This window comes from Marinobacter sp. LM1 (assembly GCF_042763285.1).
GTDB classification, from domain to species: Bacteria; Pseudomonadota; Gammaproteobacteria; order Pseudomonadales; family Oleiphilaceae; genus Marinobacter; species Marinobacter nauticus.
Genome location: NZ_CP114373.1, coordinates 2180969 through 2206480, shown reverse-complemented (window position 1 = coordinate 2206480; position 25512 = coordinate 2180969). Strand labels below are relative to the sequence as shown.

Sequence of the window (25512 nt, the reverse complement as noted above, 5' to 3'; positions counted from 1 at the left end):
GAGGCGTATTCCATGAATGACGTGACCGAAAACAACAATAACAATGAACGCCCCCGCAGCCCGGGGGTTCTGAAGATCATGCAAAGCATCCTTGCCGGCGCTTTCGGTGTGCAGTCTGACAAGCGCCGCCAGGAAGACTTTTCACACCACAGCCCGCTGCCCTATATCGTTGCCGGCGTTCTGTTTACCGTCGCGTTTGTGGGCGGGCTGATCATCGTGGTCAAACTGGTATTGGCCGGGCAGTAGCCTACTGCCCGGATACCCAGACCACCGCAAAGGCCACTGCCAGCAGCACGAGCAATACCGCCGCCACTGCATCGGCCTGACTGTCTGATTGCACGGATTTTTTCATGGCACTTCCTCCTTCCTACCCGAAGTTGTTGTTTTTCTGGCTTTCCCGATCAAGTAAAGCAGCAAATTGACATTCGTCCAGTTCCGGCGGCGATCACTTATCACCTGAATCGATAATGTTATGTTGAAATAATCATTTTGAGAATAAAAACACGATGGTATCCTGCCTCGCAGGAATAAGGCCCGGTCCATGAAACCCGGCCGTAAATTTTAGCTCTTCTGATGTAGCAGGCAGGACGTTCCACTATGTACGTTTATGATGAGCACGACCGGCAGATAGCCGCAGAGCGTGTTGCCCAATTCCGTGACCAGACCGAGCGCGCCCTTGCTGGTGAGCTGTCTGAAGAGGAATTCCTTCCACTTCGACTGCAGAACGGGCTTTATGTTCAGCGTCTCGCACCCATGCTCCGTATCTGTATCCCTTACGGCATGCTTCGCTCCGAGCAGCTCCGCCGTTTGGCACGCGTAACCCGGGACTATGATAAAGGCTACGCTCATTTCACCACCCGCACCAACATCCAGCTGAACTGGCCGAACCTGGAAGACGTGCCCGATATTCTGGCTGAGCTGGCGGAAGTGGAAATGCACGCAAATCAGACCAGCGGTAACTGCATCCGGAACACCACCACGGACCCGTTCTCCGGTGTCCAGGTGGACGAAATCGCTGACCCACGCCCCTATTGCGAGATTATTCGCCAGTGGTCGACGTTCCACCCGGAGTTTGCGTTTTTGCCACGTAAATTCAAGATTGCCGTGAATGCCTCCGAGCATACGGATCGGGCAGCTATCCGGGTTCATGACATCGGCTTGCAGCTGGTGCGCAATGACCAGGGAGAACTTGGCTTCCGGGTTCACGTTGGTGGCGGACTTGGTCGTACCCCCATGGTTGGCCCGGTCATCCGCGACTTCCTGCCGGAGCTGGATCTGCTGACTTATCTGGAAGCCATTGTCCGGGTTTACAACCGTTACGGCCGCCGGGACAACAAGTTCAAGGCGCGTATCAAAATTCTGGTCAAGGCGCTGAGCCCTGAGGGCTTTGCCGAAAAAGTTGAAGCAGAGTGGGCCCACATCAAGGACTCACCTTCCCAACTGACGCCGGAGGTAGTGAGCAAATTCCAGGGCTACTTTACCGAGCCGGCATACGAAGCACTGGACAATGCTACCGACCTGCTGGCGACACAGCGCTTCGAGAACCGTGAGTTTGACAAGTGGTTGACCCACAACGTCAACAGTCACAAAAAGCCGGGCTACGCTATTGTAACCCTGACGCTCAAGAAGACCGGTACGCCCCCGGGGGATGTCACCGACTTCCAGTTGGAGCAGATTGCCGACCTTGCGGATGAGTACAGCTACGGTGAAGCCCGGGCCACTCACGAGCAGAATGTGGTGCTGGCAGACGTCCGCCAGGATCGACTGTTTGAGCTCTGGCAAAAGCTTGTGCCTTTGGGCTTCGCAACGGCGAACCTGAACACACTGAACGACGTTATCTGCTGCCCCGGCGGCGATTTCTGCGCCCTGGCCAACGCCAAGTCGATTCCTGTGGCTGAAGCAATCCAGCGTCGTTTTGATGACCTGGACTTCCTGTACGACCTCGGCCCCATCGACCTGAACATTTCAGGCTGCATGAACGCCTGTGGCCACCACCATGTGGGCAATATTGGTGTTCTGGGCGTCGACAAGAAAGGCGAGGAGTTCTACCAGATCAGTCTGGGCGGGTCTTCACACCATGATGCCACCATCGGCAAGATCCTGGGGCCCTCCTTCGCGCGCGAGGAGATGCCTGAAGTGATCAGCAAGCTGATCAATGTTTACGTGGAAAACCGGACAGAAGAAGAAACCTTCCTGGACACCTATCGCCGGGTCGGTCTGGAACCTTTCAAGGAGCGGGTATATGCCTGATGTAGTTGCCGCTGACGGCACGATTCGTAATGACGACTGGGTCGTGGTACCCCGTCCTGCGGCGGGTGAATCCATGGATATTCCCGAGGATAACCCCGCATTGATTCCTGCGGATCTGTGGCTGGCCGGCCATGAGCACTTTGCCGGAAACCCCTCCGTAGGTGTCTGGTTTGATAGCCACGACGAGCCGGAACTGTTGGGTGAGAGAGTCAATGAGCTGCCGCTGATTGCGGTGAATTTCCCGCGCTTTGTCGATGGTCGCGGTTACAGCATTGGCCGCTTGCTGCGTGAACGATTCGGTTACCGCGGCGAACTGCGAGCCATTGGCGATGTGCTGCTCGACCAGCTTCAGTTCATGAAGCGCTGTGGCTTTGACAGCTACGTACTGCGCGCTGACAAGGACATTGCAAAGGCACCGAAGTGCCTGAGCTTCTTCACCCAGACCTACCAGGCTGCGACCGACACGGACCAGCCCCTGTTCCGCCGCCGGGCCTCCTGAGACCAATCACCAGCGCATGAGTCGTCATGCGCTGGCGTTCAGTTCTGGTTTACTGCATTTTTTGATTCCGAAACGCACTCAACACTTTCCAGACGGTATGTTCGAGCGCCGCGCTGGTAGCCAAACCGAGCTTTTCCGGCAGTGTACGTTTGCGCTGGAAAGACACTGAGATCACGTCTCCCCGCTCACAAGCCTCAATCAGGTATTCGTCAGACGTTTTGATCTCATCGATCAGCTTCACGTCCAGGGCACGCTTGCCGAACCAGATATCTCCATTGGCAACCGCCTGAATATCCAGATCCGGACGCCGCTCACTCACATACTCCTTGAACAGGACATGGGTATCCTCCAGGTCCTCGAGGAATTTCTGGCGCCCCTTATCGGTGTTCTCACCAAAGATTGTCAGCGTTCGCTTGTGTTCACCCGCGGTGAGCACCTCGAAGTCAACGTCGTTCTTTTTCAGGAACCGGTGGAAGTTCGGGAGTTGCGCCACCACCCCGATGGAACCGAGCACGGCAAACGGCGAAGCAATAATGCGATCAGCCACGCAGGCCATCATATAGCCGCCACTGGCCGCAACCTTGTCGACGCAGGCGGTCAACTTGATGCCTTTGCTGCGAACACGATCCAGCTGGGCTGCCGCCAACCCATAGGCATGAACCAGACCACCGCCGCTCTCCAGGCGGATAACCACTTCGTCCGTTTCCGGATTGGCAACACTCAGAACCGCCGACACTGAACGCCGCAGGGTATCGGTATCGCTGGCTTTAATGTCACCGTCGAAATCGAGCACGTAAACCCGCGCCGTTTTCTCTTCGGTAGCGTCAGGTTCTGGCTGCTTCTTCGCGGCTTTCTTTTCAGCCTTGTCCTCTTTTTTCTTTTTCTTCTGCCAAGCCTTTCGTTCCTGGTCTGTCATCAACCTGGCCTGGATTGACTCTCTGAGCCGGCGATACTGATCGTTCAGCTTGCGTATTTTCAGCTCACCCTCACCTTCGTGATCGTCCCGGTCTTTCTGGGTTGCCGAGACAATGATGGACACGAGCACAATCGCCGCCACCACGAAAGTCGCCACCTTGGCGAGGAACAGGCCGTATTCGGTCAGAAATTCCAAAATGCAGTCTCCACACGTATTTGCAAACCCCGAAGTGTACCGCCTCGGCACAGGCCTGATAAGCCCGCGATAAAATTAAAACAAGCGTTCGATCAAGCTTGACACGAACCGGCTCTAACCATAAAGTCGGATTGCGAGGTTGGCGCTACCCCGGCTGCTGTACAGGCTGCCTCTGCCAGGGATCACTAGTCGTCACCACCATGACAAGACAACCATCAAAAAGGGTAAAACAATGTCTGTAGCTCAGGTATTTGAAAAACTCGAACAGAACTTCAACGCAGACGCAGCACAGGGCCTGGACCTGGTATTCCAGTTCGACATCGAAGACGACAAGACTTACCACCTCGTGATCAATGACGGCACCTGCAAGCTGCACGAAGGCGCACACGACGATCCTTCTGTTACCCTGATCATGAACTCTGAAACCCTGCAGGGTATCGTCTCTGGCGAGACCGACGGCATGCAGGCGTTCATGGCTGGTCAGCTACGCGCCGAAGGCGACATGATGCTGGCAACCAAGCTGGGTGAACTGTTCAACATGGGCTGAGCCCGGTTAAACACCAGCTATAAAAAAACCTGCGCAAACCGCAGGTTTTTTTTATGCCATTCAGAAATTCGGGCCACCCTGGCGTCTACAGACCGACGTCATCCAGCGAACTCTGGGCCAGCTTGAGCAGGTCTACATTCCTGTCTTCCCGCCGACCGACGCCTTCAATGTAGTACTCGAGCGAGGTGAGCGCATCCGCCAGCGCTTCCAGAACCTGAGACGCAGGGGCTTCGCGCGCATCCAGCAGGCGCTCCTGAATAGACGTCGCGACCCTGGCAATGACGTCCGCTGCGATGGGGTCGTCCACCATTTGCAGGCCACCCCAGATACTGCGCAGTGTCCCCGGCAGATTGGCCAGATGAAGCTTGTCGTAATCGGATTCGATAAATGCTGTGATCGCTCGCTTGGCAAGGGTCAACGCACTACGGGCCTCATCCGCCACAACCCAGATGGCTTCCTGCAGGTACACGGATTCGTCCCGGCTCCGGTCTGCACCAGCAAGGGCATCGGTCTCTGAGGTAATGCCACGGGTCACAATCTGCATGACGGCATCCTCTACCCCCAGTACGGAATCCGCCAGACGATAGAGCTCCTCCTCCGCCGGCAGGCGGTTTTCCTCTTCCCATTTACGCAGTTTGGCCGCTTCTTCACGGGAAATACTGGCCAGGCGGTTCAGATCGAGCATCACCAGCGTATTGGCCAGGCGCTCCAGAGTATCGGCAATCGAGGCAAGTTCGGCCAGATCCGGTTCTATTCCGCGCTCGATGATGTCCAGCTTGTCCTTCAGCTGATTAAGCTCTTCCTGCAAGGCTTCAGACAGGGATTTGAGCACATCCGTGCCAGGGCCATAGAGGCGCCGGGAATGAGCCTCAAGAAGTGCGTCCGGGAATTCGGCAGGACCGAGCTGATAAGCAGAGAGTACCCGCGTCACCTCAGGGTTGGCTGAGCCACTGCGGTAAAGCAGATAGACCAGATCTTTGATCAGCGATTCGGGGGCGTCCTTGGCGGTAGCTACCTTGCCGACATATACCACTTCCCGCGCGTATTTCTCGATTCGCATCAGCAGACGCTTGCGGGCCTTGCTAAAGCCCATGGCACGATCCAGCATGGTATCGGAGACCAACGCCAGCAGGCACCACATCTGCCCCATAGGCGCTCCCTGACACAGCCGTGCGAGACCACGGGCAGCCCTGGCAATGAGCTTCTTGCTAACCGCTTCGTTGCGCTCGCGGAGAATGCCGAGCAGTGCCACCTGGAAGGTCAGGCGCATGCGACGGGCCAGGATTTCATATTCAGACTCAGCATCATCCATGGGCCTGAGTCCCAGATCGCTGCAAAAGTCCGGGCGCTCCTTGATGTCGATATCAAAGAAGCAGGATTCGGGATAAGGTTTCTCGCGACGGGCTTCACGCAGATCATTGATCACGGGCAGCAGCAGCTCGGGATGATCTTCACGTTGCTGATGGTAGTACTCGACGTAACGGCGGAGAATGAACAGCGCGCTGTTAAGTGCTGTCAGCAGTATATTCTTGTCGTCGTTGGCACCAACTGGCACATCATTGGCGAGATTAACCGCCTCCTGGCAAAGCAGGGTTCCGCCCCGGAGCTCCACCAGAATGAAGATTCCCCGAAGCTGGTTCAGGTAATCAACACAATTCTGCAGATCTTCCCCGCTCTCGCGGTTTTCCTGAAAGCGCTCAAGGCTGGATTCTGCCTGCTTGATGGTCTGTTCGATTTCACTTTTGACCAGATCAAACGACTGCGATTTCGTCGCCAGAGACGATTGAACCATAAACGCTTCCTGTTAATTTGCGGAGACTACCGCATCCTGTTCATGAACTGCAGCCTGCATACGGGCAGGTCCTTCCTGTTCAGCGAGGCAGCCCTTGCCCATACCTGAACGGTTCGCAAAAAACTGGCGAACTTATCATTACTTATAACACAAAACTCAAGTAGCTCAAGAAAGCCGGAATGTAACAAATGGTACAGCTGAACGTGGTTCTCATTCTGTTGCCTGCAACCGGGACCACACCGTTTCGCCGGCCTGCTTCTCCATCATCGCCATGAACTCATCATGGGCAGAGGCTTCATCACTCGTGGCCCGAACCACCGCCAACGGCGCGCGCTCACCGGAGATCCGGCGAATACCGCCATCGCCACCTTCATCGCCGGAGCCGGCATCCAGGGACAGCGCGGTCTGACCGCCGGTCATCAACAGATAGACGTCTGCCAGTATCTCGGCGTCCAGCAATGCCCCGTGAAGGTCACGGTTGGAGTTATCCACTCCATAGCGCTTGCACAGGGCGTCGAGATTGTTCTTCTGGCCCGGGTGCTTTTTCCTGGCAATGGCCAGTGAATCGACAATGCCGCAGTGGTCTGCTGTTTTCCGAACCGGTTTCAGGCGGGCGAATTCGGAGTCCATGAAGCCCACGTCGAACGCGGCGTTATGGATGACCAGCTCTGCGCCCTTGATGAACTCAAAGAACTCGTCGGCAACCTCCGCAAATTTTGGCTTGTCGGCCAGAAATTCATTGGTGATACCGTGAACGGTGATAGCCTCCGCTTCTACCTCCCGCTCAGGGTTAATGTATACGTGATAGTTGCGACCGGTCAGCTCGCGCTCGATCACTTCCACGCAACCAATTTCGATAATGCGGTGACCTTCGTTCGGATCAATACCCGTGGTTTCGGTATCCAGTACGATCTGTCTCATGCAACTGCGCTCTCACTCACTGCTCATTAATCGGTTTTCCAGGGGCCAGGGTTCAGGCCCCGTTCAGTTCGCGGACTCCGCGGTTGGCCAACTCATCCGCCAACTCGTTATCAGGATGCCCTGAATGACCCTTCACCCAATGCCAGTTAACGGTGTGCCTGGCAGTTTCAGCATCGAGCTCCTGCCACAGATCCGCATTCTTGACCGGTTTCTTTGCCGAGGTTTTCCAGCCATTGCGCTTCCAGCCGCTCATCCATTCGGTAATGCCCTTGCGCACGTATTGTGAGTCGGTATACAACTCCACCTGGCAAGCGCGCTTGAGCTCCCTTAAGCCTCGAATGGCCGCCATCAGCTCCATTCGGTTGTTGGTGGTCTGCAACTCACCGCCGTGCATGGTCTTGCACGCATCGCCATAGCGCAACACAACACCCCACCCCCCGGGGCCCGGGTTACCTTTACAGGCTCCGTCGGTATACATCACTACCTTACCAGCCATTACTGCTCCTGTTCTGTTCTACGCCTGTTCACCCTGCCTGAGCTATGGCTGGCACAGCCACTGGATACCCCCACGGTTCCGGGCAAAGCAATTACCTTGCTCTTGCGCCAGGATGCCTTGGTCCGGATCCGGGCGTATTCGCGTTTGCGCGCAAGGATACAGTAATAGGCGCCCGTGGGCAGTAAATGAGGGCGGCTACTGGCGGCCAAACGCTGCCGTCTTCCGGATGCCCCGTGTTTTCGCTGCAGCGGAAGGGTACAGAAATAGGTGCCACTGTTTTCCAGCTCGAACCCCAGCAACCTGAGCCAGTCCTCCATTCGTGATCGCATCAGGAACCGACCACCCCAGGGGCCAAACCGATGGCGGGAAACCAGTCTTCGTACGCCCCAGAGACTGAGGGGGTTGAACCCAACCAGAGCGATGCGCCCCTCACCTCGCAATACACGGGCGGACTCGCGAAGTACCTGGTGCGGATCCGGAGAGAAATCGGCCGTATGATGAAGGATCACAAGATCCATGGAATCACCGGGAAACGGCAGCTCGTCGGCGTCACAAACCGCCACGCCCTCCGGCATATGGGCATGCCAGGCCGGGCAGGTAATAATCTTCTGGGCAAAATCGGTACCACTCGCCAAAGGCAATCGGTGACTCAGGCCAACCTGAAGTTGTCTTGCCCCGGTAAGGCCTTGCAGCTCCTTATCAAGTACTGCTCTCTGGCTGGCCAGCAGGGAGCGGCCAAGGGGGGTCTGCACCCAACGTTCAAAACTCTCATGTCGTGCTGAATAGTCAATCACGCCGCTGGTTGTCACGCTGGCTCCCCTACCCGGTCCACTAAAGGCTTGATTGCTCGAGCAACCTGCCGCTCCTTGGGCTGTACTCGTTGTTGCATTATCATAACAGGCACATTCATTGAACACATGGGGTGGCCACCTTGCGCATTCATCCGGTTCCGGCATTCTCAGACAACTATATCTGGTGCCTTACCAACCTTGAGTCCGGCAAGACCCTGATAGTCGATCCCGGCCAGGCAAAGCCGGTGCTGGATTATCTCAGTGACAGCGGTTTCTCAGCAGACACTATCCTGATCACCCATCACCACCCGGATCACACCGGCGGTGTGAAAGAGCTTCAGCAACAGTATCCGGACATCCGTATTGTTGGCCCGACTGATTCGCCCTTCAAGGGTGCCACAAACACGGTCCATGCCGGCGATGAAGTCGTCTGGGAAGGCATCACGTTCAATGTCCTGGCAGTTCCCGGCCATACACTGGATCATATTGCCTATTACAGCGACACCCAGGTAAATGACAAACCCGTCCTGTTCTGCGGCGACACACTGTTTGTCTGCGGCTGCGGACGACTGTTCGAAGGCACACCGGAGCAGATGCACACCTCGCTCCTGACCCTGCGCGATCTACCCGATGACACTGCGGTTTACTGCGCCCATGAATATACGCTGGCTAACCTCCGCTTCGCTCGTCATTGGTTACCCGAGGACCAGGCACTGGCCGAGTTCGAGAGCGCCTGCAAAACCCTTCGGGAGCGGGGCGAGCCTACCGTACCGACCACCATCGGCCAGGAAAAGCAGTTGAACCCATTCCTTCGATGGGACGATGCCATGGTTGTAGAAGCCGCCGAGAACTACAGCACCACGCACCGCCTGGCCACCGGCTCGGATTGTGCGGTTTTTGCAGCGGTGCGGCACGGGAAGGACCACTTCTGAGCGTGCGGGCGGTCACTGCTTAACAATTTATCTCACAGCCGTAACATGGCGCAGCTTGACCGCCCGGAAAACGCTCCCATAGAATTTCGAACAATTCTCGAACGTAACTTGTTAAATCTGCCGGCTATTTTTACAGATACCTGCCGGCACCACCCGGAACCCTGTGTTTATGCCGGTTAAACGACTGCCCTTCATCCTTCTCGCGTCAACCCTTTTCAGCGGCTGCAGTACCAGTCAGATCGCCGAAAACTGGCATACACCTTCGGCCTGGTTCGGGACCGAGGAAGAGAATCAGCAAAAAGACCCCCTGGACTCACAGCAAGTGGTTGTAGCCAAGGGCGATGAGGACCTCAAGGCTGACGTCGCTGCCGGCAATGGAGAGGACAGTGCCAGCGGGGCACCATTAGATGACGCCATCTCCCCGGAACTTCAGGCCAAGGCCCAGCAAGCTCGGGAAAAACTGGACAATCCCGCCCGGCAATCCGACGCATCCACCAGAACAGACGATCTGTGGTCACGACTTCGCGCCGGTTTCACCATGGATCACTCCGTCGACAATGCCAGGGTACAGGCTCAATTGGACTGGTACGTGCGCCACCCCCGTTACATCGATCGCGTGGTGGAAAGAGGCTCCCGGTACCTGCATTACATTATCAATGAAACCGAAAAACGCGGCCTGCCCAGCGAACTGGCTCTGTTGCCAGTGGTAGAAAGCGCCTTTGATCCTTTTGCCTACTCCCACGGTCGCGCTGCCGGGCTTTGGCAGTTCATCCCGTCTACCGGCAAATACTTCGGGCTGACCCAAAGCTGGTGGCATGATGACCGACGGGACGTGATTGCGGCTACCGATGCTGCCCTGACTTACCTGGAGCGCCTGGCCAACCGGTTCGATGGCGATTACACCCTGGCCCTGGCCGCTTATAATTCCGGGGGCGGGACCGTATCCAGCGCCATGCGTCGTAACCGCAACGCCGGAAAATCCACAGATTACTGGTCTCTGACATTACCGACGGAGACCCGCCACTATGTGCCCAAACTGATTGCCCTGGCAAAAATTTTCGACGATCCGAAAGCCTACGGTATCGACCTGCCACCATTAAAAGACGAACCGTATTTCGAAGTGGTGGATACCGGCTCCCAGCTGGATCTGGCCCAGGCCGCAGAATTAGCCGGCGTGGATATTGATGAAATCTATTTACTGAACCCGTCCTACAATCGCTGGGCAACCAATCCGGATGGCCCCCATCGCTTGCTGGTACCCAAGCAACAGGCGGAGGCATTCCAAACCGCGCTTGCAAAGTTCCCAAGTGAACAGCGTGTATCCTGGCAGAACTATAAAGTCCGCAAGGGTGACAGTCTGAACACCATTGCCCGCAAGTTCTCCACTACCCCATCGGTCATTCAGCAGGTCAACAAGCTCAACAGTGACCTGATCCGGATCGGCCAGCAACTGCTGATTCCGTCCTCCACCAAGGGCTCCGACGCCTATGCCCTAAGCCAGGCCCAGCGACTGGAGCGAACTCAGGATCGCAAGCGTAGCGGCAACAAGGTACGGTACACCGTGCGCCGGGGCGATACTTTCTGGGATATCGCCAGGGAGCACCGGGTTTCGGTTCGGGAAGTGGCTGCCTGGAATGGCATGGCACCGGGAGACCCCCTGATTCCGGGCAAAGAACTGGTGATCTGGTCGAAAACTTCGAAGCCGACCATGGTAGCTTCGAATACCCGGGGCAAGGCAATGGTGCGCAAGGTGGGATACCGGGTTCGCAGCGGCGATTCCCTGTCTGCCATCGCCAGCCGGTTTTCGGTGAATGTGCGTGACATCGCATCATGGAACGATCTTAATACGGACCGTTATCTCCAACCCGGCCAAAGTCTGGTACTCTACGTGGACATAAGAAACAGTCCGTAACGTGCGAGAACCATGACAAAAAAACCAGAAGCACCCTTGCTGACCAGAATTACCGCGACGCTGGCTCTGGCAGCGTCCGCCTGTTTCGCCTTAGCCGATGAAGGCGTCACCGAGAATCCCAGTCCGGTGCATGGCATCGCCATGCACGGTGAACTGAAATACCCCCCAGGCTTCAGTCACTTTGACTACGTCAACCCGGAGGCCCCGAAAGGCGGCGAACTGAAGTTGTCTGTGGTTGCCAACGGCTTCGATAGTTTTAACCCTTTTGTTATCCGGGGCATCTCGGCGGCGGGTATTAATGCCTACGTGTACGATACCCTTCTGGAGTCCTCTGCCGACGAGCCGTTTTCCGAGTACGGGCTGATTGCCGAATCCGTTGAAGTCCCGGAAGATCGCAGCTTCGTCATCTTCAATCTGAATAAAGAGGCCCGCTTTCAGGACGGTGAACCAATCACCGCTGAAGACGTGAAATTTTCCTACCGGATTCTGACCACCGAAGGTCACCCGTTTTACCGCAACTACTACGCGGATGTAGACAAGGTGACCATTGAAAACAGTCACCGGATTCGCTTTGACTTTGCGCAAACCAACAATCGGGAACTACCCCTGATTCTTGGTCAGATGCCCGTCCTGCCAGAACATTTCTGGCAGGATCGGGAGTTTGAAAGCAGCGGCCTGACCATCCCGGTGGGCAGTGGCCCTTACCGGATTGCCTCTTTTGACGCAGGCCGCTCCATTACCTACCAGAGAGTCGACGACTACTGGGCCAAAGATCTGGGTGTACGCAAGGGCCGTTTCAACTTCGACACCATTTCCTACGAGTACTACAACGACGACACCGTCGCCCTCGAGGCATTCAAGGCGGGCAACTTCGATTTCCGCCAGGAAACCTCAGCCAAGAACTGGGCAACCGCCTATACCGGCCGCCAATTCGAGAGCGGCGATATCGAGAAGGAAGCCATCGAACACCACCGCCCCACAGGCATGCAGGGTTTTATCTTCAATACCCGCAAACCGGTGTTTCGGGATCCTCTGGTTCGGGAGGCGCTGGCCTACGGTTTTGATTTCCAGTGGGCCAACCAGAACCTGTTCTTTGGCCAGTACACTCGCACCAGCAGTTATTTTGAGAACAGCGATCTTGCCTCGTCGGGCTTGCCTGAAGGGCGAGAGCTTGAAATTCTTGAAGCCTATCGGGATCAACTAAGCCCCGACGTTTTCACAGAGGCCTATGTACCACCGGATACGGGTAACGGCGTCAGCCTGCGGGACAATCTGCGTACCGCACTGAAACTTCTGACCGAAGCCGGGTATCAGATCAAGAATGGCAAAATGGTCCATCAGGAGACCGGCAAACCACTGGCATTCGAGATCCTTCTGTTCCAGAAAAGCTTTGAACGAGTGGTTCTACCCTTCAAACAGAATCTTGGAAAGCTGGGCATCGATGTGTCGGTGCGCCTGGTCGACAGCAACCAGTATGTTCAGCGGGTTCGGAGTTTTGATTTCGACATGATCACCCAGGTGCTGCCTCAATCTGATTCTCCGGGCAACGAACAACGGGACTACTGGCACTCGAGTAATGCCGATGTACCCGGCTCCCGCAATTTCATGGGCGTTAGCGATCCCGTCATCGATGAGCTGGTCAACATGGTCATTCAGGCGCCGGACCGGGAAGAGCTTGTACGCCGGGTGCACGCACTGGATCGTGTGCTGCTGAATGGCCATTACGTGATCCCGCACTGGCATTTGCGCAAGGATCGGGTGGCCTACTGGAACCACCTGAAACGCCCGGCCAACACGCCCAAGAACGGCATCGACCTTAACAACTGGTGGACTGAACGCTGATACCGTTCGCTATCACGACGCTGTAGTAAGGACTGCTCCCTGAATGGGCATTTACATACTCCGCCGCCTCGCCCTGATCATCCCCACCCTGGTGGGGATCATGCTGTTGAATTTTGTCATTGTTCAGGCCGCTCCCGGTGGCCCCATTGAACAGATTCTCGCGGAGATGGAAGGCCACGGCAGCAGCGCTCTGGCGCGAGCCGGTGGTGGCGATGTCGGCAGTGAAGTGGCGAGCAGTTCCGGAGACAGCCGGGCCTCCCGGGGCCTGCCACCCGAACTTCTTGAAGAACTTGAGGCCATGTACGGCTTCGACAAGCCTGCGCACGAACGCTTTTTCAAAATGCTGGGCGATTACGCCACCTTCGATTTCGGCGATTCCTTTTTCCGGGACAGAAGCGTCGTCGAACTGATTCTGGACAAGATGCCGGTCTCCATTTCCCTCGGCCTCTGGTCTACGCTGATTATCTACCTCGTCTCCATTCCACTGGGCATCCGTAAGGCGGTCACTGATGGCTCCCGGTTCGATGTCTGGACCAGTTCCGCGATCGTGGTCGGCTACGCCATTCCCGGATTCCTGTTTGCCATCCTGCTGATCGTACTGTTTGCCGGCGGTAGCTATTTCGATCTGTTCCCGCTCCGGGGCCTGACCTCGCCGGGTTTTGACGAGATGACCTGGTACCAGAAGGTTACTGATTATTTCTGGCATCTCGCCCTGCCAGTGACCGCAAACGTGATCGGCGGGTTCGCTACCCTCACGCTGCTGACCAAGAACTCGTTTCTGGACGACATCAGCAAGCAGTATGTGGTCACCGCCAGGGCCAAGGGCCTGGAAGAAAAGCAGGTGCTTTACGGCCATGTGTTCCGTAATGCCATGCTGATTGTCATTGCCAGTATGCCCGGCGTTCTGGTGGCGCTGTTCTTTACCGGGTCGTTGTTGATTGAGGTAATCTTCTCACTGGACGGCCTCGGCCTGCTTGGTTTTGAGGCTGCCCTCAACCGGGATTATCCGGTCATTTTCGGCACTCTCTACATCCTGACGCTGATGGGGCTGGTGATGAAGCTGATCAGCGACCTCACGTATGTCGCTGTTGATCCGCGCATCGATTTTGAAAGCCGGGAGGGTGCGTAATCATGGCAACCCTCTCTCCGATTCAGCGCAGACGACTCAATAACTTTACCGCTAACCGGCGCGGTTTCTGGAGTCTCTGGATTTTTCTGGTGCTGTTTGGCCTTTCGCTATGTGCCGAACTGATCGCCAACGATAAACCCCTGGTAGTTTCCTACCACGGCGACTGGTACTTTCCCGTCATTCAGCAGGTGCCCGAAGAAACTTTTGGTGGGTTTCTGCCCACGGAAGCCGATTATCGCGATGACTTCATCGCGGGCGAAATCGAAAGCAATGGCTGGATGCTCTGGCCTCCCATTCGCTTCAGTTATAACACTATCAACTACGATCTGACTGTTCCCTCACCTGCGCCGCCCAGTGCCGAGAACTGGCTGGGAACCGACGATCAGGGTCGGGATGTGGCCGCCCGGGTGATCTATGGATTTCGCATTTCGGTGTTGTTCGGCCTGACGCTCACCATCGCCAGTTCCATCGTTGGCGTTGCCGTTGGCGCACTTCAGGGCTACTACGGTGGCAAGATCGATCTGTTTGGCCAGCGCTTTATCGAGATCTGGTCTGGTTTGCCCATGTTGTACCTGCTCATCATTCTGTCTTCGATTGTTCAGCCCAATTTCTGGTGGTTGCTGGGCATCATGCTGCTGTTCAGCTGGATGGGGCTGGTGGATGTCGTGCGGGCTGAGTTTCTCCGCGCCCGTAACTTCGAGTATGTGAAAGCCGCCAGAGCACTCGGCCTGGACAATCGCAGAATCATGTTCCGGCACATTCTGCCCAATGCCATGGTGGCAACCCTCACGTTCATGCCGTTTATTCTCACCGGCGCCATAACCGGGCTCACGTCTCTGGATTTCCTGGGGTTCGGCCTGCCCTCGGGATCGCCATCACTGGGAGAACTGATTGCCCAGGGTAAAGCCAACCTTCATGCCCCCTGGCTGGGTATTTCCGCATTCGTGTCACTGGCCGTCATGCTCACGCTGCTGGTGTTTGTGGGTGAAGCGGTGCGCGATGCCTTTGACCCGAGAAAGAACTGATATGAGTAACCTGCTTTCCATCTCGGACCTGTCCATCACCTTCGACAACGGCCCACGGGTGGTTGACGGGCTGTCGTTCAGCATCGACAAAGGCCAGACTCTCGCGCTGGTTGGCGAAAGCGGCTCCGGCAAGTCGGTATCTGCCCTGTCGATACTTCGGCTGCTGGATGAACGTCATGCGGCTTATCCCGCCGGACAGATCCTCTACAAGGGCGAAGACTTGCTGCAGGCGAAGGAAAAGCGCCTGCGCCAGATTCGTGGCCGGCACATCAGCATGATCTTCCAGGAGCCGATGACCTCGCTCAATCCGTTGCATACCGTCGAAAAGCAGATTGGCGAGACCCTGGAACTCCACAAAGGCATGCGCGGCCCCCAGGCCCGGAAACGCTGCCTGGAATTACTGGAACTGGTCGGGATTCCGGCCCCGGAGACCCGCCTGACGAGCTACCCACACCAATTATCGGGTGGGCAAAAACAGCGGGTAATGATTGCCATGGCTCTGGCCAATGAACCTGATCTGCTGATTGCGGATGAGCCCACCACGGCACTGGATGTGACGGTTCAGAAACAGGTGCTGGAGTTGCTGAAATCATTGCAGCAGAAGCTGGGCATGGCAGTGCTGTTAATTACCCACGATCTGAGCATCGTCCGCCGGTATGCCGATTACGTGGTGGTGATGGAACGGGGAAAAATGGTCGAACAAGGCGCGACAGAAGCGCTGTTCAGGTCGCCCTCTCATACCTACACCCGTAAACTCATTGACGCGGAACCACCGGAGCACCCTCTGCCTGCCGCCAACGGCACCGAAACCCTGATGACCGTAGACAACGTGAATGTGCATTTCCCCATTCGCAAGACCCTGCTGGGCAAGGTAAAAGAAAGCTTCCACGCGGTACAGGATGCCAGCTTCGAGCTGCGTGCCGGTGAAACCCTCGGTATTGTCGGCGAAAGTGGCAGTGGCAAAACCACACTGGGCCACGCCTTGTTGAAACTCACTCCGAGCACAGGCAAGTTCAGCCTCTGCGGTACCGAGCTGTCCGCCCTTTCCCAGAAGGCTTTCCGGCCATGGCGCCGGCGCGTTCAGATTGTCTTCCAGGATCCGTTTGGCAGCCTCAGCCCGCGGATGTCCGTTGAAGAAATCATCCGTGAAGGACTGGAAATCCACGAGCCCGGGAGTTCCGGGCAGCACGAAGCCAGAGTTATCCAGGCCCTTCAGGATGTGGGGCTGGATCCGGACGCACGGCATCGGTATCCACACGAATTCTCCGGCGGCCAGCGCCAGCGTATTGCCATAGCACGCGCGCTGGTTCTCCAGCCAGACCTGATGATTCTGGATGAACCCACCTCCGCCCTCGACAGAACGGTACAGAAGCAGGTGATCGAGCTTTTACGGGAAATTCAGGCCCGATATAGGCTAAGCTACATCTTTATCAGTCATGATCTGGCCGTTGTTCGCGCACTCAGCCACAAACTGCTGGTACTCAGGCAAGGCCGGATTGTGGAATACGGCGATGCAGAGGCCATTTTCCGGGAACCACAACAGCCGTATACCCGGGAACTGCTGAATGCCGCTTTTTTCTATCAGTCTACGACCAATTGAGCGTTACCCGGCCCTGACAGGTCGGGGATAATGCGCCGAAACCACGGAACACAGGGAGCAGAAACCCATGGGAATCCTCAGTGGCAAAAAAGCACTGATTGTTGGCGTCGCCAGCAAACATTCCATTGCCTACGGCATTGCCGAGGCCTTCGCTCGTGAAGGCGCCGAAATGGCCTTCACCTATCAGAACGAGAAACTGCAGTCCCGCGTTGAGAAGTTTGCGGAACAGTGGGGCAGCAAACTGACCTTCCCCTGTGACGTCGCCAGCGACGAGCAGATTGACCAGGTATTCGAGCAACTGGGCAAACACTGGGACAACATCGACATCATCATCCATGCGGTTGGTTATGCGCCGGCCCATGAGCTGGATGGAAACTACGTGGACGTCACCACCCGTGACGGATTCCGGATTGCCCACGATATCAGCTCATACAGTTTCGTGGCCCTCGCCAAGGGCGCGCGCAAGATGATGCACGAAGGCAGCAGTCTGCTGACCCTGAGCTACCTGGGCGCCGAGCGGGTGCTGCAGAACTACAACGTGATGGGACTGGCGAAGGCATCCCTGGAAGCCAACGTACGTTATATGGCCGCCAGCCTGGGCAAGGAAGGCATCCGGGTGAACGGTATTTCTGCGGGTCCGATCAAGACTCTGGCCGCTTCGGGCATCAAGAGCTTCCGCCGCATGTTGGCCGAGAACGCCAAGCAGGCCCCCTTGCGTCGTAACGTGACCACAGAAGAAGTTGGCAACGCCGCCGCCTTCATGTCGTCCGACCTGGCCTCTGGTATCACCGGTGAAATCCTGTATGTGGACGGTGGTTTCAACATCACCGGCATGGCGGAGATGGACGCCTGATGGATTGCTAACATCAGCCATCGCAAAAGAGCCGGCGCGATGCCGGCTCTTTTCGTTCAGCTTTCCGAGAGTGCTCTGGCAACCGCCTCGATCCAGTCCAGATAGTCAGTTTCATCTGACTCAAGTACCCGGACGCCAATCAGATACCCCCACTCCGCCTCGCGACACCACATGACCTCGACACTCAGCCGGAAGTGCTCTGCGTGTTCCCCAAGACTTACCTCCGCAACCAAAATCGACCCGATGCTAAGCGATGCCTCGCACAACAGACTGATTCCACGGGCCGATATGTCGCGCACCTGACATTCCAGCCTTCCGGATACACCATCCAGTGTCGACGGCTCAGACTCCGGTTCGGGCGATTCCGGGAGTATCCAGGCTCGCGCCCGCGCCGTTAACCGGTATTCCTCACGAAGGTCTTTCCCTGACGGTAAGTCGTCCTCTATTCCGAAGCCATAATCATCATCGATCATCGTTCACCTCAGTTCCGACCAACACGGATACGCCCGACAACGCGGCTCAGGGTGTCATCAAACTCGGCCGAACTGCCAAGCACGCGAATTCGACCTTCCACGATTCCGTTAACCAGTTCGTCCTGGAGAAATTCCCGGCGATTGAGCCCCAGACGATCCACAAACACATATTTCCGCGAGGCAGAAATCTTGACGGCGAGCTTGAGCCGGACAGGGTCGTCATCCCGGGTTTCCTGGGTAAGCACAATCCAGCCACCGAGAGCGATACCTTCAACCTGTTTGGTGGCCACCAGCACGGCCTCTTTTCGCAAACGCTCCTGCTCCGCCTTCTCATTTGCCACCCGTTGGCGCTCAACCTCTTCACGCTCCCGTTCAAGTTCCTGCTGACGTGCGAGCTCTTCTTCCCGACGGCGCTGCTCGGCCGCTTCCCGTTCCTTCCGAAGCGCTTCGGCCCGGGCACGGGCTTCCTTGGCCGCCTTTTCTCGTTGTTCCAGCTGCCTGGCGCAGACTTTCGATAGCACTTCGAGGGTTTCTACAAGTACCTGACCGAAGGCCGTTGGTTCTGGAAGCGGCCTGAGCGCACCGCGGCCAAGCTCGGCCTGGAACTCGGCCCACGACTGCAGTCCGAGTTTAACGCCGGCACCATTGGTCCAGAGCACTTCCCCGCTATCAGACAACAAAGCAAAGAAAAAACGTCGCTGTTCCCTTGCCCCTTCACCCTCTACAAACCACTGACCGACCAGAGGTTTGGCGTGGTCGACCGAGACCGGCTCATTTGCCAGCCAGGTGCTGTCCCAGGAAAAATCTGAACCGGTGGCAAGCGCGGGCTCCAGTTCAGGTGTCTCTCCTCGAATTCGAGCCACAATTACCGCCTGGATCTCGTGCAATGCCTGTTCGGGAGCACCCTCACCCAGAGCGCGAGTCCAGACTTCGCGGACGCGGTCGCCGAGTTGTTCCCCGACGTGATACAACCGGTTACGATCCCGATCAGAAAGCTGGGGGTCGCCCACCCAGACCAGCCACTCCAGTAATTTGTTGGCGTGCCGATGCACTTCACTGTCCGCGCCTTCGGCCCAGACACTCTGTTTCAACACCTTGTGCCAGTCGGTCAGGATAAAGCGGGTAATGGCCGGCGGTAGCTGACGGCCCGTCAAGGCGCGGCCGATCAGAGCCCTGGCCACCTGATCTGACAAACGCTGGCGTGAAGCCCCCTGCTCGGTTTCCAACAACCGTTCCCGGAGCCGCGCCACCTGATCATCCCGCTTTCGGGTATCGGCAAGCCATTGGCTGCAGTAGTGCTCCAGCGGATCGCGGCTGCCGGCCTCAAAGCTGCCGGATACAGTAATAACCAGGCTATCGAGCTGATCCAGCAATACGCGGGATGATCGACCACCGGTATCACTCCAGCCACGCCATTCCTGAAGGTTATCAAGCCAGTCCAGAAGCACCCCGCTGAACACCTCCGCACCACACAGATCCAGTTGCCATGCCAGCCAGAACCGCAAGCGCGCTATGCGCCCCACCAGGGCGGCATGCAGGCCTGAGGTTTTCAGGAAGACATCCATGATCCGGTCGGAGAGGTAGGCCGCATTCACCTGTCGGACGGTCCACTCAATCTGAACCGAACGCAGCACTTTGGTTACCCGCTCATCCCGCTGTTCCGTCCAGCAGGACATCAATAAGGGACGCCAGTCCGGTTCCTGCTCCAGAGAAGACTTACTGGCGGGGTATGGCAGATCGGGCACCCGGATCCCGGACAGAACCTGGATAATCCTTTCTGAAACCACCTTTCGGGAGGGAGATACAGCCTGTGGTTTCGTTGATGAGGGCGACATCCGTTACCTGTAGTCCTGAAGCGTTGAGAAGCGTTGAAAAGGGCCTGCAAATAACGCAGTATAACCAACTCGCCGGGGTTTACCGCAAGCGTGTGCCGGCACCATTCGCAATTATCTTCAATCATCCGGACAAAAGAACGAATATACCGGATGAGGTAACGACAAGATTCGGGGAAGCACAACAAGATGTCGGGTAAGAAACTGGAAAACCTGAACGTGGCCAGCCAGGAAACACTGATCACTCCTGAAGCACTGAAGCAAGAGATGCCACTGTCAGACAAGGCAGCCGAAACCGTTGCCAATGGTCGGCAAGCCATCTACGACATTATGGATGGCAAGGATCATCGTTTGTTCATTGTCGTAGGCCCCTGCTCGATTCACGATGTAGAAGCTGCCCGCGATTATGCCGCCCGACTGAAAAAGCTCGCCGATGAAGTCAGCGATACATTGTTGATCGTCATGCGCGTGTACTTCGAGAAGCCACGCACCACCGTAGGCTGGAAAGGCCTGATCAACGATCCGCACCTGAATGATACCTTTGATATCGAGCAGGGACTGCACATTGGTCGCCGCCTGCTGCTGGACATCAATGAGATGGGCCTTCCGGCCGCCACTGAAGCCCTGGACCCAATATCTCCCCAATACCTTCAGGACACCATAGCCTGGTCTGCTATCGGTGCCCGTACCACCGAGTCCCAGACCCACCGGGAAATGAGCAGCGGCCTGTCCATGGCCATCGGCTTCAAGAACGGCACCGATGGCAGCCTCGACGTTGCGGTAAACGCCATGAAGTCAGTCTCTCATCCCCACAGCTTCCTGGGCATCGACCAGCAGGGCAAAGTTGCCATTATTCGCACCAAGGGCAACAACTACGGCCACGTCGTGCTTCGTGGTGGTGGCGGCAAGCCAAACTACGACTCCGTCAGCGTAGCCCTGTGCGAACAGGCACTGGATAAGGCCAAGCTGCGCAAATCCATCATGGTGGATTGCAGCCACGCCAACTCCAGCAAGGATCCGGCTATTCAGCCATTGGTAATGCAGGATGTGACTCACCAGATTCTGGAAGGCAATCAGTCTATCCAGAGCCTGATGGTGGAAAGCCACATCAACTGGGGTAGTCAGTCTATTCCGGAAAACCTGGCTGACCTGAAATACGGCGTATCCATCACCGACGCCTGTATCGACTGGGAAACCACCGAAAAAGCCATTCGCGACATGCGTGAGAAGCTTAAAGACGTTCTGCCCAAGCGGACCGCCTCTGCCTGAAGTCTGAAGCCGGGCCTCAGCGCCCGGCTTCTGCTCCCAGCCAGTCCAGACGGTTTCGAAGAGAAACCACATTGCCGATAATCACCAACGTCGGCGCCTGAGCCCCCTTCTCCTGAACCCGATCCACAATCGTTTCCAGAGTGCCGGTAATCACCTCCTGTTCCGGCGTGGTGCCGCGGGATACCAGTGCCACAGGCATATCCGCCGGCATGCCGTGTGCCATCAGTTCCCGACTGATGATCGGTAAACCGACCAGGCCCATGTAAAACACCAGCGTCTGGTTATTCTGGACAAAATCCTTCCACGGCAGATCACAGGTGTCATTCTTCAGGTGCCCGGTAATAAACCGCACCGACTGGGCGTGATCCCGATGGGTCAGCGGAATACCGGCATAAGCAGCACAACCTGAGGCGGCAGTGATACCCGGCACAACCTGGAAACGGACGCCGGCCGAGGCCAGGGTTTCAATCTCCTCGCCACCACGGCCAAAGATGAACGGATCGCCGCCTTTAAGGCGTACCACCCGATAGCCTTCCCGGGCCAGATCCACCAACCGTTGATTGATCTGATCCTGCGGCAGCGTGTGGTTCGAACGTTGTTTGCCAACGTGGATCTTCTGGGCGTTTTCAGGAATAAGAGCCATGATTTCCGGGGAAACCAGGCGGTCGTACAACACCACCTCCGCCGACTGGATCAAACGCCAGGCTTTCAGGGTAAGCAGTTCCGGATCACCAGGGCCGGCACCGACCAGGGCAACTTCCCCGGCCGAGTTGTTGGGGTTATCCGTAACCGGGTTGGTCCGGTACCTTGCCGGTGCAGAGCCGACGGGTACGCCCTTTACTGGTGCATCCCTGGATTGATCATTCATTGAATACGCTCGACGCCTCCCATGTAGGGTTTGAGTACCTCGGGCACCAAAATACTACCGTCCGCCTGCTGATAGTTCTCCATCACCGCAATCATGGCGCGACCTACGGCCAGGCCGGAACCATTGAGGGTATGTACCGGTTCGGGCTTTCCAGTGTCCGGATTACGCCAGCGGGCTTGCATACGCCGTGCCTGAAAATCACGGGTGTTGGAACAGGAAGAAATCTCACGGTATTTGCCCTGCCCTGGCAGCCAGACTTCCAGGTCGTAGGTCTTCGCGGCGGAAAAGCCCATGTCTCCGCCACAGAGGGTGACGACACGGTAAGGCAGTTCGAGCAGTTGCAGGATCTTCTCGGCGTGTCCTGTCAACTCCTCCAGCGCCTGCGTGGATTCATCCGGACGAACGATGTGCACCAGCTCCACTTTGTCGAACTGATGCTGACGAATCATGCCCCGCACATCCCGGCCATAAGACCCTGCCTCACTCCGGAAACACGGCGTATGGCAAACCAGGCGCAACGGCAGTTCAGCATCATCCAGTATGGTATCCGCAACCAGGTTGGTGGCCGGCACTTCCGCGGTAGGAATCAGGTACAGAGGATTGTCGCCGGCTGTGCGGAAAAGATCTTCTTCAAATTTCGGCAGCTGGCCCGTACCGAACAGAGTGTTGGCATTCACCAGGTAAGGAACATAGGCCTCGGTGTAACCATGCTGCAGAGTATGCTGATCGAGCATGAACTGGGCCAGTGCACGGTGCAGGCGCGCCAGCTGTCCGCGCATAACAGCAAAACGGGAATGGGCCAGCTGAGTGGCCTTCTCAAAGTCCAGGCCTTTCAGCTGCTCACCCAGGGCCACGTGATCCTTAGGCTCAAAATCGAATTCACGGGGCGTACCCCAGACACGCGTCTCGACGTTGTCGTCTTCACTGGCGCCCGGTGGCACGTCGTCGTCGGGAAGATTGGGTATACCGGCAAAGAAGGCATTCAGGGATTCCTGCACGGAACGCAGTTCGTCCTCGGCGTCACCACGTTGCTGCTTCAGGCTTTCGACTTCTTCCAGCAACGGTTTGATATCCTCACCGGCCGCCTTGGCTTTGCCGATGGATTTCGACCGTTTGTTCTGCTCGCTCTGCAAGTTTTCCGTACGAACCTGAATGGCCCGGCGGCGTTCCTCAAGCTGCTCGAAGGTGGCAATATCAAACTCGAAATTCTTGATAGCCAGCCGACGGGCGATCTCTTCAGTCTGTGTACGGACACGTTTCGGATCGAGCATGTTGTTCCTGATTTCCGGTTAACGAATGAATGGTTATGCGGGCATTATACCTGCCGTGAATGCGCTGACCACCACCGGCCGGGCACAGGCAGGAAAATTGGCAAGGGATGGGGCTTAGTACCGCTTTTTCGAGCTGTTGGCATCCAGCGAGTCCAGTCGTTCGCGCTTCTCAGCCAGCTTGATTTCCAGCCCCCGCTGGACCGGTTGGTAATAGCGGCGCTGATGGATCGCCTCCGGCAGGTAGGCTTCTCCTGCCGCATAGGCATCCGGCTCATCGTGGGCGTATCGGTACTCTTCTCCGTGCCCCATGCTTTTCAGCAATTTGGTGGGCGCATTACGCAGATGTACCGGAACTTCATAGTCCGGATCGCTGCGGATATCCGCGATGCATTGATTGTAAGCTTTGTAAACGGCATTGCTTTTGGGGGCAAGGGCCAGGTACGTAACGGCCTGCGCCAGTGCCAGCTCACCCTCCGGGGAGCCCAGACGTTCCTGAGCATCCCAGGCCTGCAGCGTAATCTGGAGCGCCCTCGGGTCGGCATTACCGATGTCTTCACTGGCAATACGAACCAGGCGCCGGGCGACATACAACGGGTCGCAACCGCCGTCGAGCATCCGGCACAACCAGTAAAGTGAACCGTCCGGGTTGGAGCCACGCACCGATTTGTGCAGCGCCGAAATCTGGTCGTAGAAGACATCCCCACCTTTATCGAAACGGCGGAGACTGGTCTGCAGTACCTGTTCGAGAGTTTGAGCGGTAACCCGATTATTCCCGTCATCGTCCGGCTCAGCGAGGTCGGCGGCCACTTCCAGAATGTTCAGCGCTCGCCGGGCATCGCCACCGGACGCTTCCGCCATGGTCGCCAGCACCGACTCATCTACCCGAAGCTGGCCAGCGAAGCCCTGTTCGCTCTCAAGGGCACTGTCCAGCAACCGTCGTATATCCGCTGCCTCCAGGTTTTTCAGGACATAAACACGGGTACGGGACAGCAAGGCACTGTTCAGTTCGAAGGATGGGTTTTCGGTGGTTGCGCCCACGAAAATAAAGGTGCCATCTTCGATGTGGGGAAGGAATGCATCCTGCTGGCTTTTGTTGAAGCGATGCACTTCATCCACGAACAAAAGCGTATCCCTGCCCTGGGACTGTTTACGGTTGCGAGCGCGCTCCACCACCTCGCGAATTTCCTTAACGCCACTTAGGACTGCAGAGATGGTTTCGAAGGAAAGGTCGCCGACATTGGCCAGCAGGCGAGCAAAGGTGGTTTTTCCGACTCCGGGCGGACCCCAGAGAATCATGGAATGCAGCTGCCCCTGCTCCACAGCCCGGCGCAGGGGTTTTCCAGGGCCGACCAGGTGAGCCTGGCCGACATAGCCTTCGAGAGAGGTCGGCCGCATACGAGCGGCCAGGGGCTGAAAGCCGGTCTCAGTCTGAAACAGGCTGTCCTGCATCAGGCACCATCCCGAATCACGTCAACCCCCTCCGGATAATCGAGGCGGAAGACACTGGAATCGAGTGCCTGATTCAGTTCAATATGGTCGAAGCTGAGAATGCTCATCTGGGACAATGAATCCCGCATGCGCATTTCCTGCAGCTCTCCGTCATAGAAGCTCAGTCGCAGAGAGGTAAACAGAGAATCCTGGCTACGGGGTACCAGAGTGAACTCACGGGTGCTTTCGCCAAGATCCCGAACGCTCACTTCGTAACTCTCATCCAGGTTCTCTACTTCTCCGCTTAACAGCAGTGCCGGCGTGGTCTGAACCCGCTCATCAAGGGAATGAATGGTTACCTGTTCCAGATCCGGATCGTACACCTCCACTTTATCGCCATCGCTGACAATAAACTGGGACAGGGGTGCTCCGGTCTCCCAGTAGAACAAACCAGGCCGCTTGGCTTTGAGCGATCCACGGGTTTCCTGAACCTGGCTGCCATTCTCATTGACCACAATCTGTATAAAGTCCGCCTGATAGGTTTCGTAGCTTTTCAGAATCGAGGTCAACTGTTCGGCTGCGCCCCGGGATGCCTGTGCACTATCAGCCTGGGACACGCCAGACCACGTTGCTGCCAGTACCAACAGGATTCCTGAAAACATTCTGATCAT

The 25512-nt window shown here is 56.8% G+C and carries 22 protein-coding genes and 1 pseudogene; 12 read left to right on the top strand and 11 right to left on the bottom strand.

Annotated elements, in window-relative coordinates; all coding sequences use genetic code 11:
- Nucleotides 1-12 precede the first annotated feature (12 nt).
- The 3 genes from OZ656_RS10285 to OZ656_RS10275 all read left to right on the top strand — a co-directional run bounded on the left by OZ656_RS10285 (nucleotide 13) and on the right by OZ656_RS10275 (nucleotide 2749).
- A complete protein-coding gene (locus tag OZ656_RS10285) occupies nucleotides 13-246 on the top strand; it encodes a DUF2970 domain-containing protein (RefSeq protein WP_014421407.1) in 234 nt (77 codons plus the stop codon).
- Nucleotides 247-597: 351 nt separating this feature from the next.
- On the top strand, nucleotides 598-2250 hold the full coding sequence (locus OZ656_RS10280; RefSeq protein ID WP_278350633.1) for a nitrite/sulfite reductase: 1653 nt from the start codon (nucleotides 598-600) through the stop codon (nucleotides 2248-2250).
- Nucleotides 2243-2749 carry a DUF934 domain-containing protein gene (locus OZ656_RS10275; protein ID WP_014421404.1) on the top strand — a complete coding sequence of 169 codons (507 nt, stop codon included), beginning with the start codon at nucleotides 2243-2245 and terminating at the stop codon, nucleotides 2747-2749. The genes OZ656_RS10280 and OZ656_RS10275 overlap by 8 nt, the downstream gene beginning before the upstream one ends.
- Nucleotides 2750-2798: 49 nt before the next feature.
- On the opposite strand, the gene sohB is transcribed toward OZ656_RS10275, so the two are convergent.
- A complete protein-coding gene (sohB, locus tag OZ656_RS10270; RefSeq protein WP_226596380.1) occupies nucleotides 2799-3860 on the bottom strand; it encodes a protease SohB in 1062 nt (353 codons plus the stop codon).
- A gap of 232 nt (nucleotides 3861-4092) precedes the next feature.
- Between sohB and OZ656_RS10265 the strand changes: the two genes are divergently transcribed.
- Complete coding sequence (locus tag OZ656_RS10265; protein ID WP_011785017.1) at nucleotides 4093-4407, top strand: SCP2 sterol-binding domain-containing protein; 315 nt, start codon at nucleotides 4093-4095, stop codon at nucleotides 4405-4407.
- A gap of 85 nt (nucleotides 4408-4492) precedes the next feature.
- Here the strand turns inward: OZ656_RS10265 and OZ656_RS10260 are convergent, their stop codons facing one another.
- The 4 genes from OZ656_RS10260 to OZ656_RS10245 all read right to left on the bottom strand — a co-directional run bounded on the left by OZ656_RS10260 (nucleotide 4493) and on the right by OZ656_RS10245 (nucleotide 8425).
- Nucleotides 4493-6199, bottom strand: coding sequence for a hypothetical protein (locus OZ656_RS10260; RefSeq protein ID WP_022991196.1), 1707 nt, complete (start codon nucleotides 6197-6199; stop codon nucleotides 4493-4495).
- Between the two features lie 210 nt (nucleotides 6200-6409).
- The gene (gene dnaQ / locus OZ656_RS10255) at nucleotides 6410-7120 is read right to left on the bottom strand and encodes a DNA polymerase III subunit epsilon (protein WP_011785019.1); all 711 of its coding nucleotides are present in this window, start codon (nucleotides 7118-7120) and stop codon (nucleotides 6410-6412) included.
- A 52-nt stretch (nucleotides 7121-7172) separates the two neighbouring features.
- Nucleotides 7173-7616, bottom strand: coding sequence for a ribonuclease HI (gene rnhA, locus OZ656_RS10250; protein ID WP_011785020.1), 444 nt, complete (start codon nucleotides 7614-7616; stop codon nucleotides 7173-7175).
- Complete coding sequence (locus tag OZ656_RS10245; protein ID WP_278350634.1) at nucleotides 7616-8425, bottom strand: class I SAM-dependent methyltransferase; 810 nt, start codon at nucleotides 8423-8425, stop codon at nucleotides 7616-7618. Before OZ656_RS10245 ends, rnhA begins: the two co-directional genes overlap by 1 nt.
- Nucleotides 8426-8547: 122 nt before the next feature.
- Between OZ656_RS10245 and gloB the strand changes: the two genes are divergently transcribed.
- The 7 genes from gloB (at nucleotide 8548) to OZ656_RS10210 (ending at nucleotide 17700) form a co-directional block, all read left to right on the top strand.
- Nucleotides 8548-9339 (top strand): hydroxyacylglutathione hydrolase, encoded by a 792-nt coding sequence (gene gloB / locus OZ656_RS10240; protein ID WP_278350635.1) that lies wholly within the window; start codon nucleotides 8548-8550, stop codon nucleotides 9337-9339.
- Between the two features lie 169 nt (nucleotides 9340-9508).
- A complete protein-coding gene (locus OZ656_RS10235) occupies nucleotides 9509-11251 on the top strand; it encodes a LysM peptidoglycan-binding domain-containing protein (RefSeq protein ID WP_278350636.1) in 1743 nt (580 codons plus the stop codon).
- Nucleotides 11252-11263: 12 nt separating this feature from the next.
- Nucleotides 11264-13093 carry an extracellular solute-binding protein gene (locus OZ656_RS10230; protein ID WP_278350637.1) on the top strand — a complete coding sequence of 610 codons (1830 nt, stop codon included), beginning with the start codon at nucleotides 11264-11266 and terminating at the stop codon, nucleotides 13091-13093.
- A gap of 43 nt (nucleotides 13094-13136) precedes the next feature.
- Nucleotides 13137-14222, top strand: a complete 1086-nt coding sequence (locus tag OZ656_RS10225; protein ID WP_278350638.1) for a microcin C ABC transporter permease YejB — start codon at nucleotides 13137-13139, stop codon at nucleotides 14220-14222.
- Nucleotides 14223-14224: 2 nt separating this feature from the next.
- Nucleotides 14225-15247: an ABC transporter permease gene (locus OZ656_RS10220; RefSeq protein ID WP_011785026.1), complete on the top strand. Its 1023-nt coding sequence runs from the start codon at nucleotides 14225-14227 to the stop codon at nucleotides 15245-15247.
- Between the two features lies 1 nt (nucleotide 15248).
- Nucleotides 15249-16847 carry an ABC transporter ATP-binding protein gene (locus tag OZ656_RS10215; protein WP_278350639.1) on the top strand — a complete coding sequence of 533 codons (1599 nt, stop codon included), beginning with the start codon at nucleotides 15249-15251 and terminating at the stop codon, nucleotides 16845-16847.
- Between the two features lie 67 nt (nucleotides 16848-16914).
- Nucleotides 16915-17700: an enoyl-ACP reductase gene (locus OZ656_RS10210; RefSeq protein WP_014421393.1), complete on the top strand. Its 786-nt coding sequence runs from the start codon at nucleotides 16915-16917 to the stop codon at nucleotides 17698-17700.
- Between the two features lie 56 nt (nucleotides 17701-17756).
- Here OZ656_RS10210 and OZ656_RS10205 read toward each other — a convergent pair whose 3' ends face one another.
- Both OZ656_RS10205 and OZ656_RS10200 read right to left on the bottom strand, forming a co-directional pair.
- The gene (locus tag OZ656_RS10205) at nucleotides 17757-18173 is read right to left on the bottom strand and encodes a PilZ domain-containing protein (RefSeq protein ID WP_278350640.1); all 417 of its coding nucleotides are present in this window, start codon (nucleotides 18171-18173) and stop codon (nucleotides 17757-17759) included.
- 8 nt (nucleotides 18174-18181) lie between these two features.
- On the bottom strand, nucleotides 18182-20008 hold the full coding sequence (locus OZ656_RS10200; RefSeq protein WP_278350641.1) for a DUF1631 family protein: 1827 nt from the start codon (nucleotides 20006-20008) through the stop codon (nucleotides 18182-18184).
- A 186-nt stretch (nucleotides 20009-20194) separates the two neighbouring features.
- Between OZ656_RS10200 and OZ656_RS10195 the strand changes: the two genes are divergently transcribed.
- On the top strand, nucleotides 20195-21274 hold the full coding sequence (locus OZ656_RS10195; RefSeq protein WP_011785031.1) for a 3-deoxy-7-phosphoheptulonate synthase: 1080 nt from the start codon (nucleotides 20195-20197) through the stop codon (nucleotides 21272-21274).
- 16 nt (nucleotides 21275-21290) lie between these two features.
- Here OZ656_RS10195 and cobA read toward each other — a convergent pair.
- From cobA to lolA, 4 genes and pseudogenes are all read right to left on the bottom strand, one after another.
- Nucleotides 21291-22097, bottom strand: a pseudogene (cobA, locus tag OZ656_RS10190) (uroporphyrinogen-III C-methyltransferase); the annotation flags it as partial.
- A gap of 41 nt (nucleotides 22098-22138) precedes the next feature.
- Nucleotides 22139-23413, bottom strand: a complete 1275-nt coding sequence (gene serS / locus OZ656_RS10185; protein WP_011785033.1) for a serine--tRNA ligase — start codon at nucleotides 23411-23413, stop codon at nucleotides 22139-22141.
- A 114-nt stretch (nucleotides 23414-23527) separates the two neighbouring features.
- Nucleotides 23528-24862, bottom strand: a complete 1335-nt coding sequence (locus tag OZ656_RS10180; protein ID WP_278350642.1) for a replication-associated recombination protein A — start codon at nucleotides 24860-24862, stop codon at nucleotides 23528-23530.
- Complete coding sequence (gene lolA, locus OZ656_RS10175; RefSeq protein WP_379944465.1) at nucleotides 24862-25512, bottom strand: outer membrane lipoprotein chaperone LolA; 651 nt, start codon at nucleotides 25510-25512, stop codon at nucleotides 24862-24864. Before lolA ends, OZ656_RS10180 begins: the two co-directional genes overlap by 1 nt.

What these genes read in the sequence shown, in the direction of transcription:
- OZ656_RS10210 (WP_014421393.1), top strand. Translation starts at nt 16,915, where the DNA reads ATGGGAATCCTCAGTGGCAAAAAAGCACTGATTGTTGGCGTCGCCAGC.
- dnaQ (WP_011785019.1), bottom strand. Translation starts at nt 7,120, where the DNA reads ATGAGACAGATCGTACTGGATACCGAAACCACGGGTATTGATCCGAAC.
- rnhA (WP_011785020.1), bottom strand. Translation starts at nt 7,616, where the DNA reads ATGGCTGGTAAGGTAGTGATGTATACCGACGGAGCCTGTAAAGGTAAC.
- OZ656_RS10205 (WP_278350640.1), bottom strand. Translation starts at nt 18,173, where the DNA reads ATGATCGATGATGATTATGGCTTCGGAATAGAGGACGACTTACCGTCA.
- OZ656_RS10180 (WP_278350642.1), bottom strand. Translation starts at nt 24,862, where the DNA reads ATGCAGGACAGCCTGTTTCAGACTGAGACCGGCTTTCAGCCCCTGGCC.
- OZ656_RS10235 (WP_278350636.1), top strand. Translation starts at nt 9,509, where the DNA reads ATGCCGGTTAAACGACTGCCCTTCATCCTTCTCGCGTCAACCCTTTTC.
- OZ656_RS10260 (WP_022991196.1), bottom strand. Translation starts at nt 6,199, where the DNA reads ATGGTTCAATCGTCTCTGGCGACGAAATCGCAGTCGTTTGATCTGGTC.
- OZ656_RS10220 (WP_011785026.1), top strand. Translation starts at nt 14,225, where the DNA reads ATGGCAACCCTCTCTCCGATTCAGCGCAGACGACTCAATAACTTTACC.
- OZ656_RS10225 (WP_278350638.1), top strand. Translation starts at nt 13,137, where the DNA reads ATGGGCATTTACATACTCCGCCGCCTCGCCCTGATCATCCCCACCCTG.
- OZ656_RS10195 (WP_011785031.1), top strand. Translation starts at nt 20,195, where the DNA reads ATGTCGGGTAAGAAACTGGAAAACCTGAACGTGGCCAGCCAGGAAACA.
- OZ656_RS10285 (WP_014421407.1), top strand. Translation starts at nt 13, where the DNA reads ATGAATGACGTGACCGAAAACAACAATAACAATGAACGCCCCCGCAGC.
- OZ656_RS10280 (WP_278350633.1), top strand. Translation starts at nt 598, where the DNA reads ATGTACGTTTATGATGAGCACGACCGGCAGATAGCCGCAGAGCGTGTT.
- OZ656_RS10215 (WP_278350639.1), top strand. Translation starts at nt 15,249, where the DNA reads ATGAGTAACCTGCTTTCCATCTCGGACCTGTCCATCACCTTCGACAAC.
- OZ656_RS10200 (WP_278350641.1), bottom strand. Translation starts at nt 20,008, where the DNA reads ATGTCGCCCTCATCAACGAAACCACAGGCTGTATCTCCCTCCCGAAAG.
- OZ656_RS10265 (WP_011785017.1), top strand. Translation starts at nt 4,093, where the DNA reads ATGTCTGTAGCTCAGGTATTTGAAAAACTCGAACAGAACTTCAACGCA.
- OZ656_RS10275 (WP_014421404.1), top strand. Translation starts at nt 2,243, where the DNA reads ATGCCTGATGTAGTTGCCGCTGACGGCACGATTCGTAATGACGACTGG.
- OZ656_RS10230 (WP_278350637.1), top strand. Translation starts at nt 11,264, where the DNA reads ATGACAAAAAAACCAGAAGCACCCTTGCTGACCAGAATTACCGCGACG.
- lolA (WP_379944465.1), bottom strand. Translation starts at nt 25,512, where the DNA reads ATGATCAGAATGTTTTCAGGAATCCTGTTGGTACTGGCAGCAACGTGG.
- serS (WP_011785033.1), bottom strand. Translation starts at nt 23,413, where the DNA reads ATGCTCGATCCGAAACGTGTCCGTACACAGACTGAAGAGATCGCCCGT.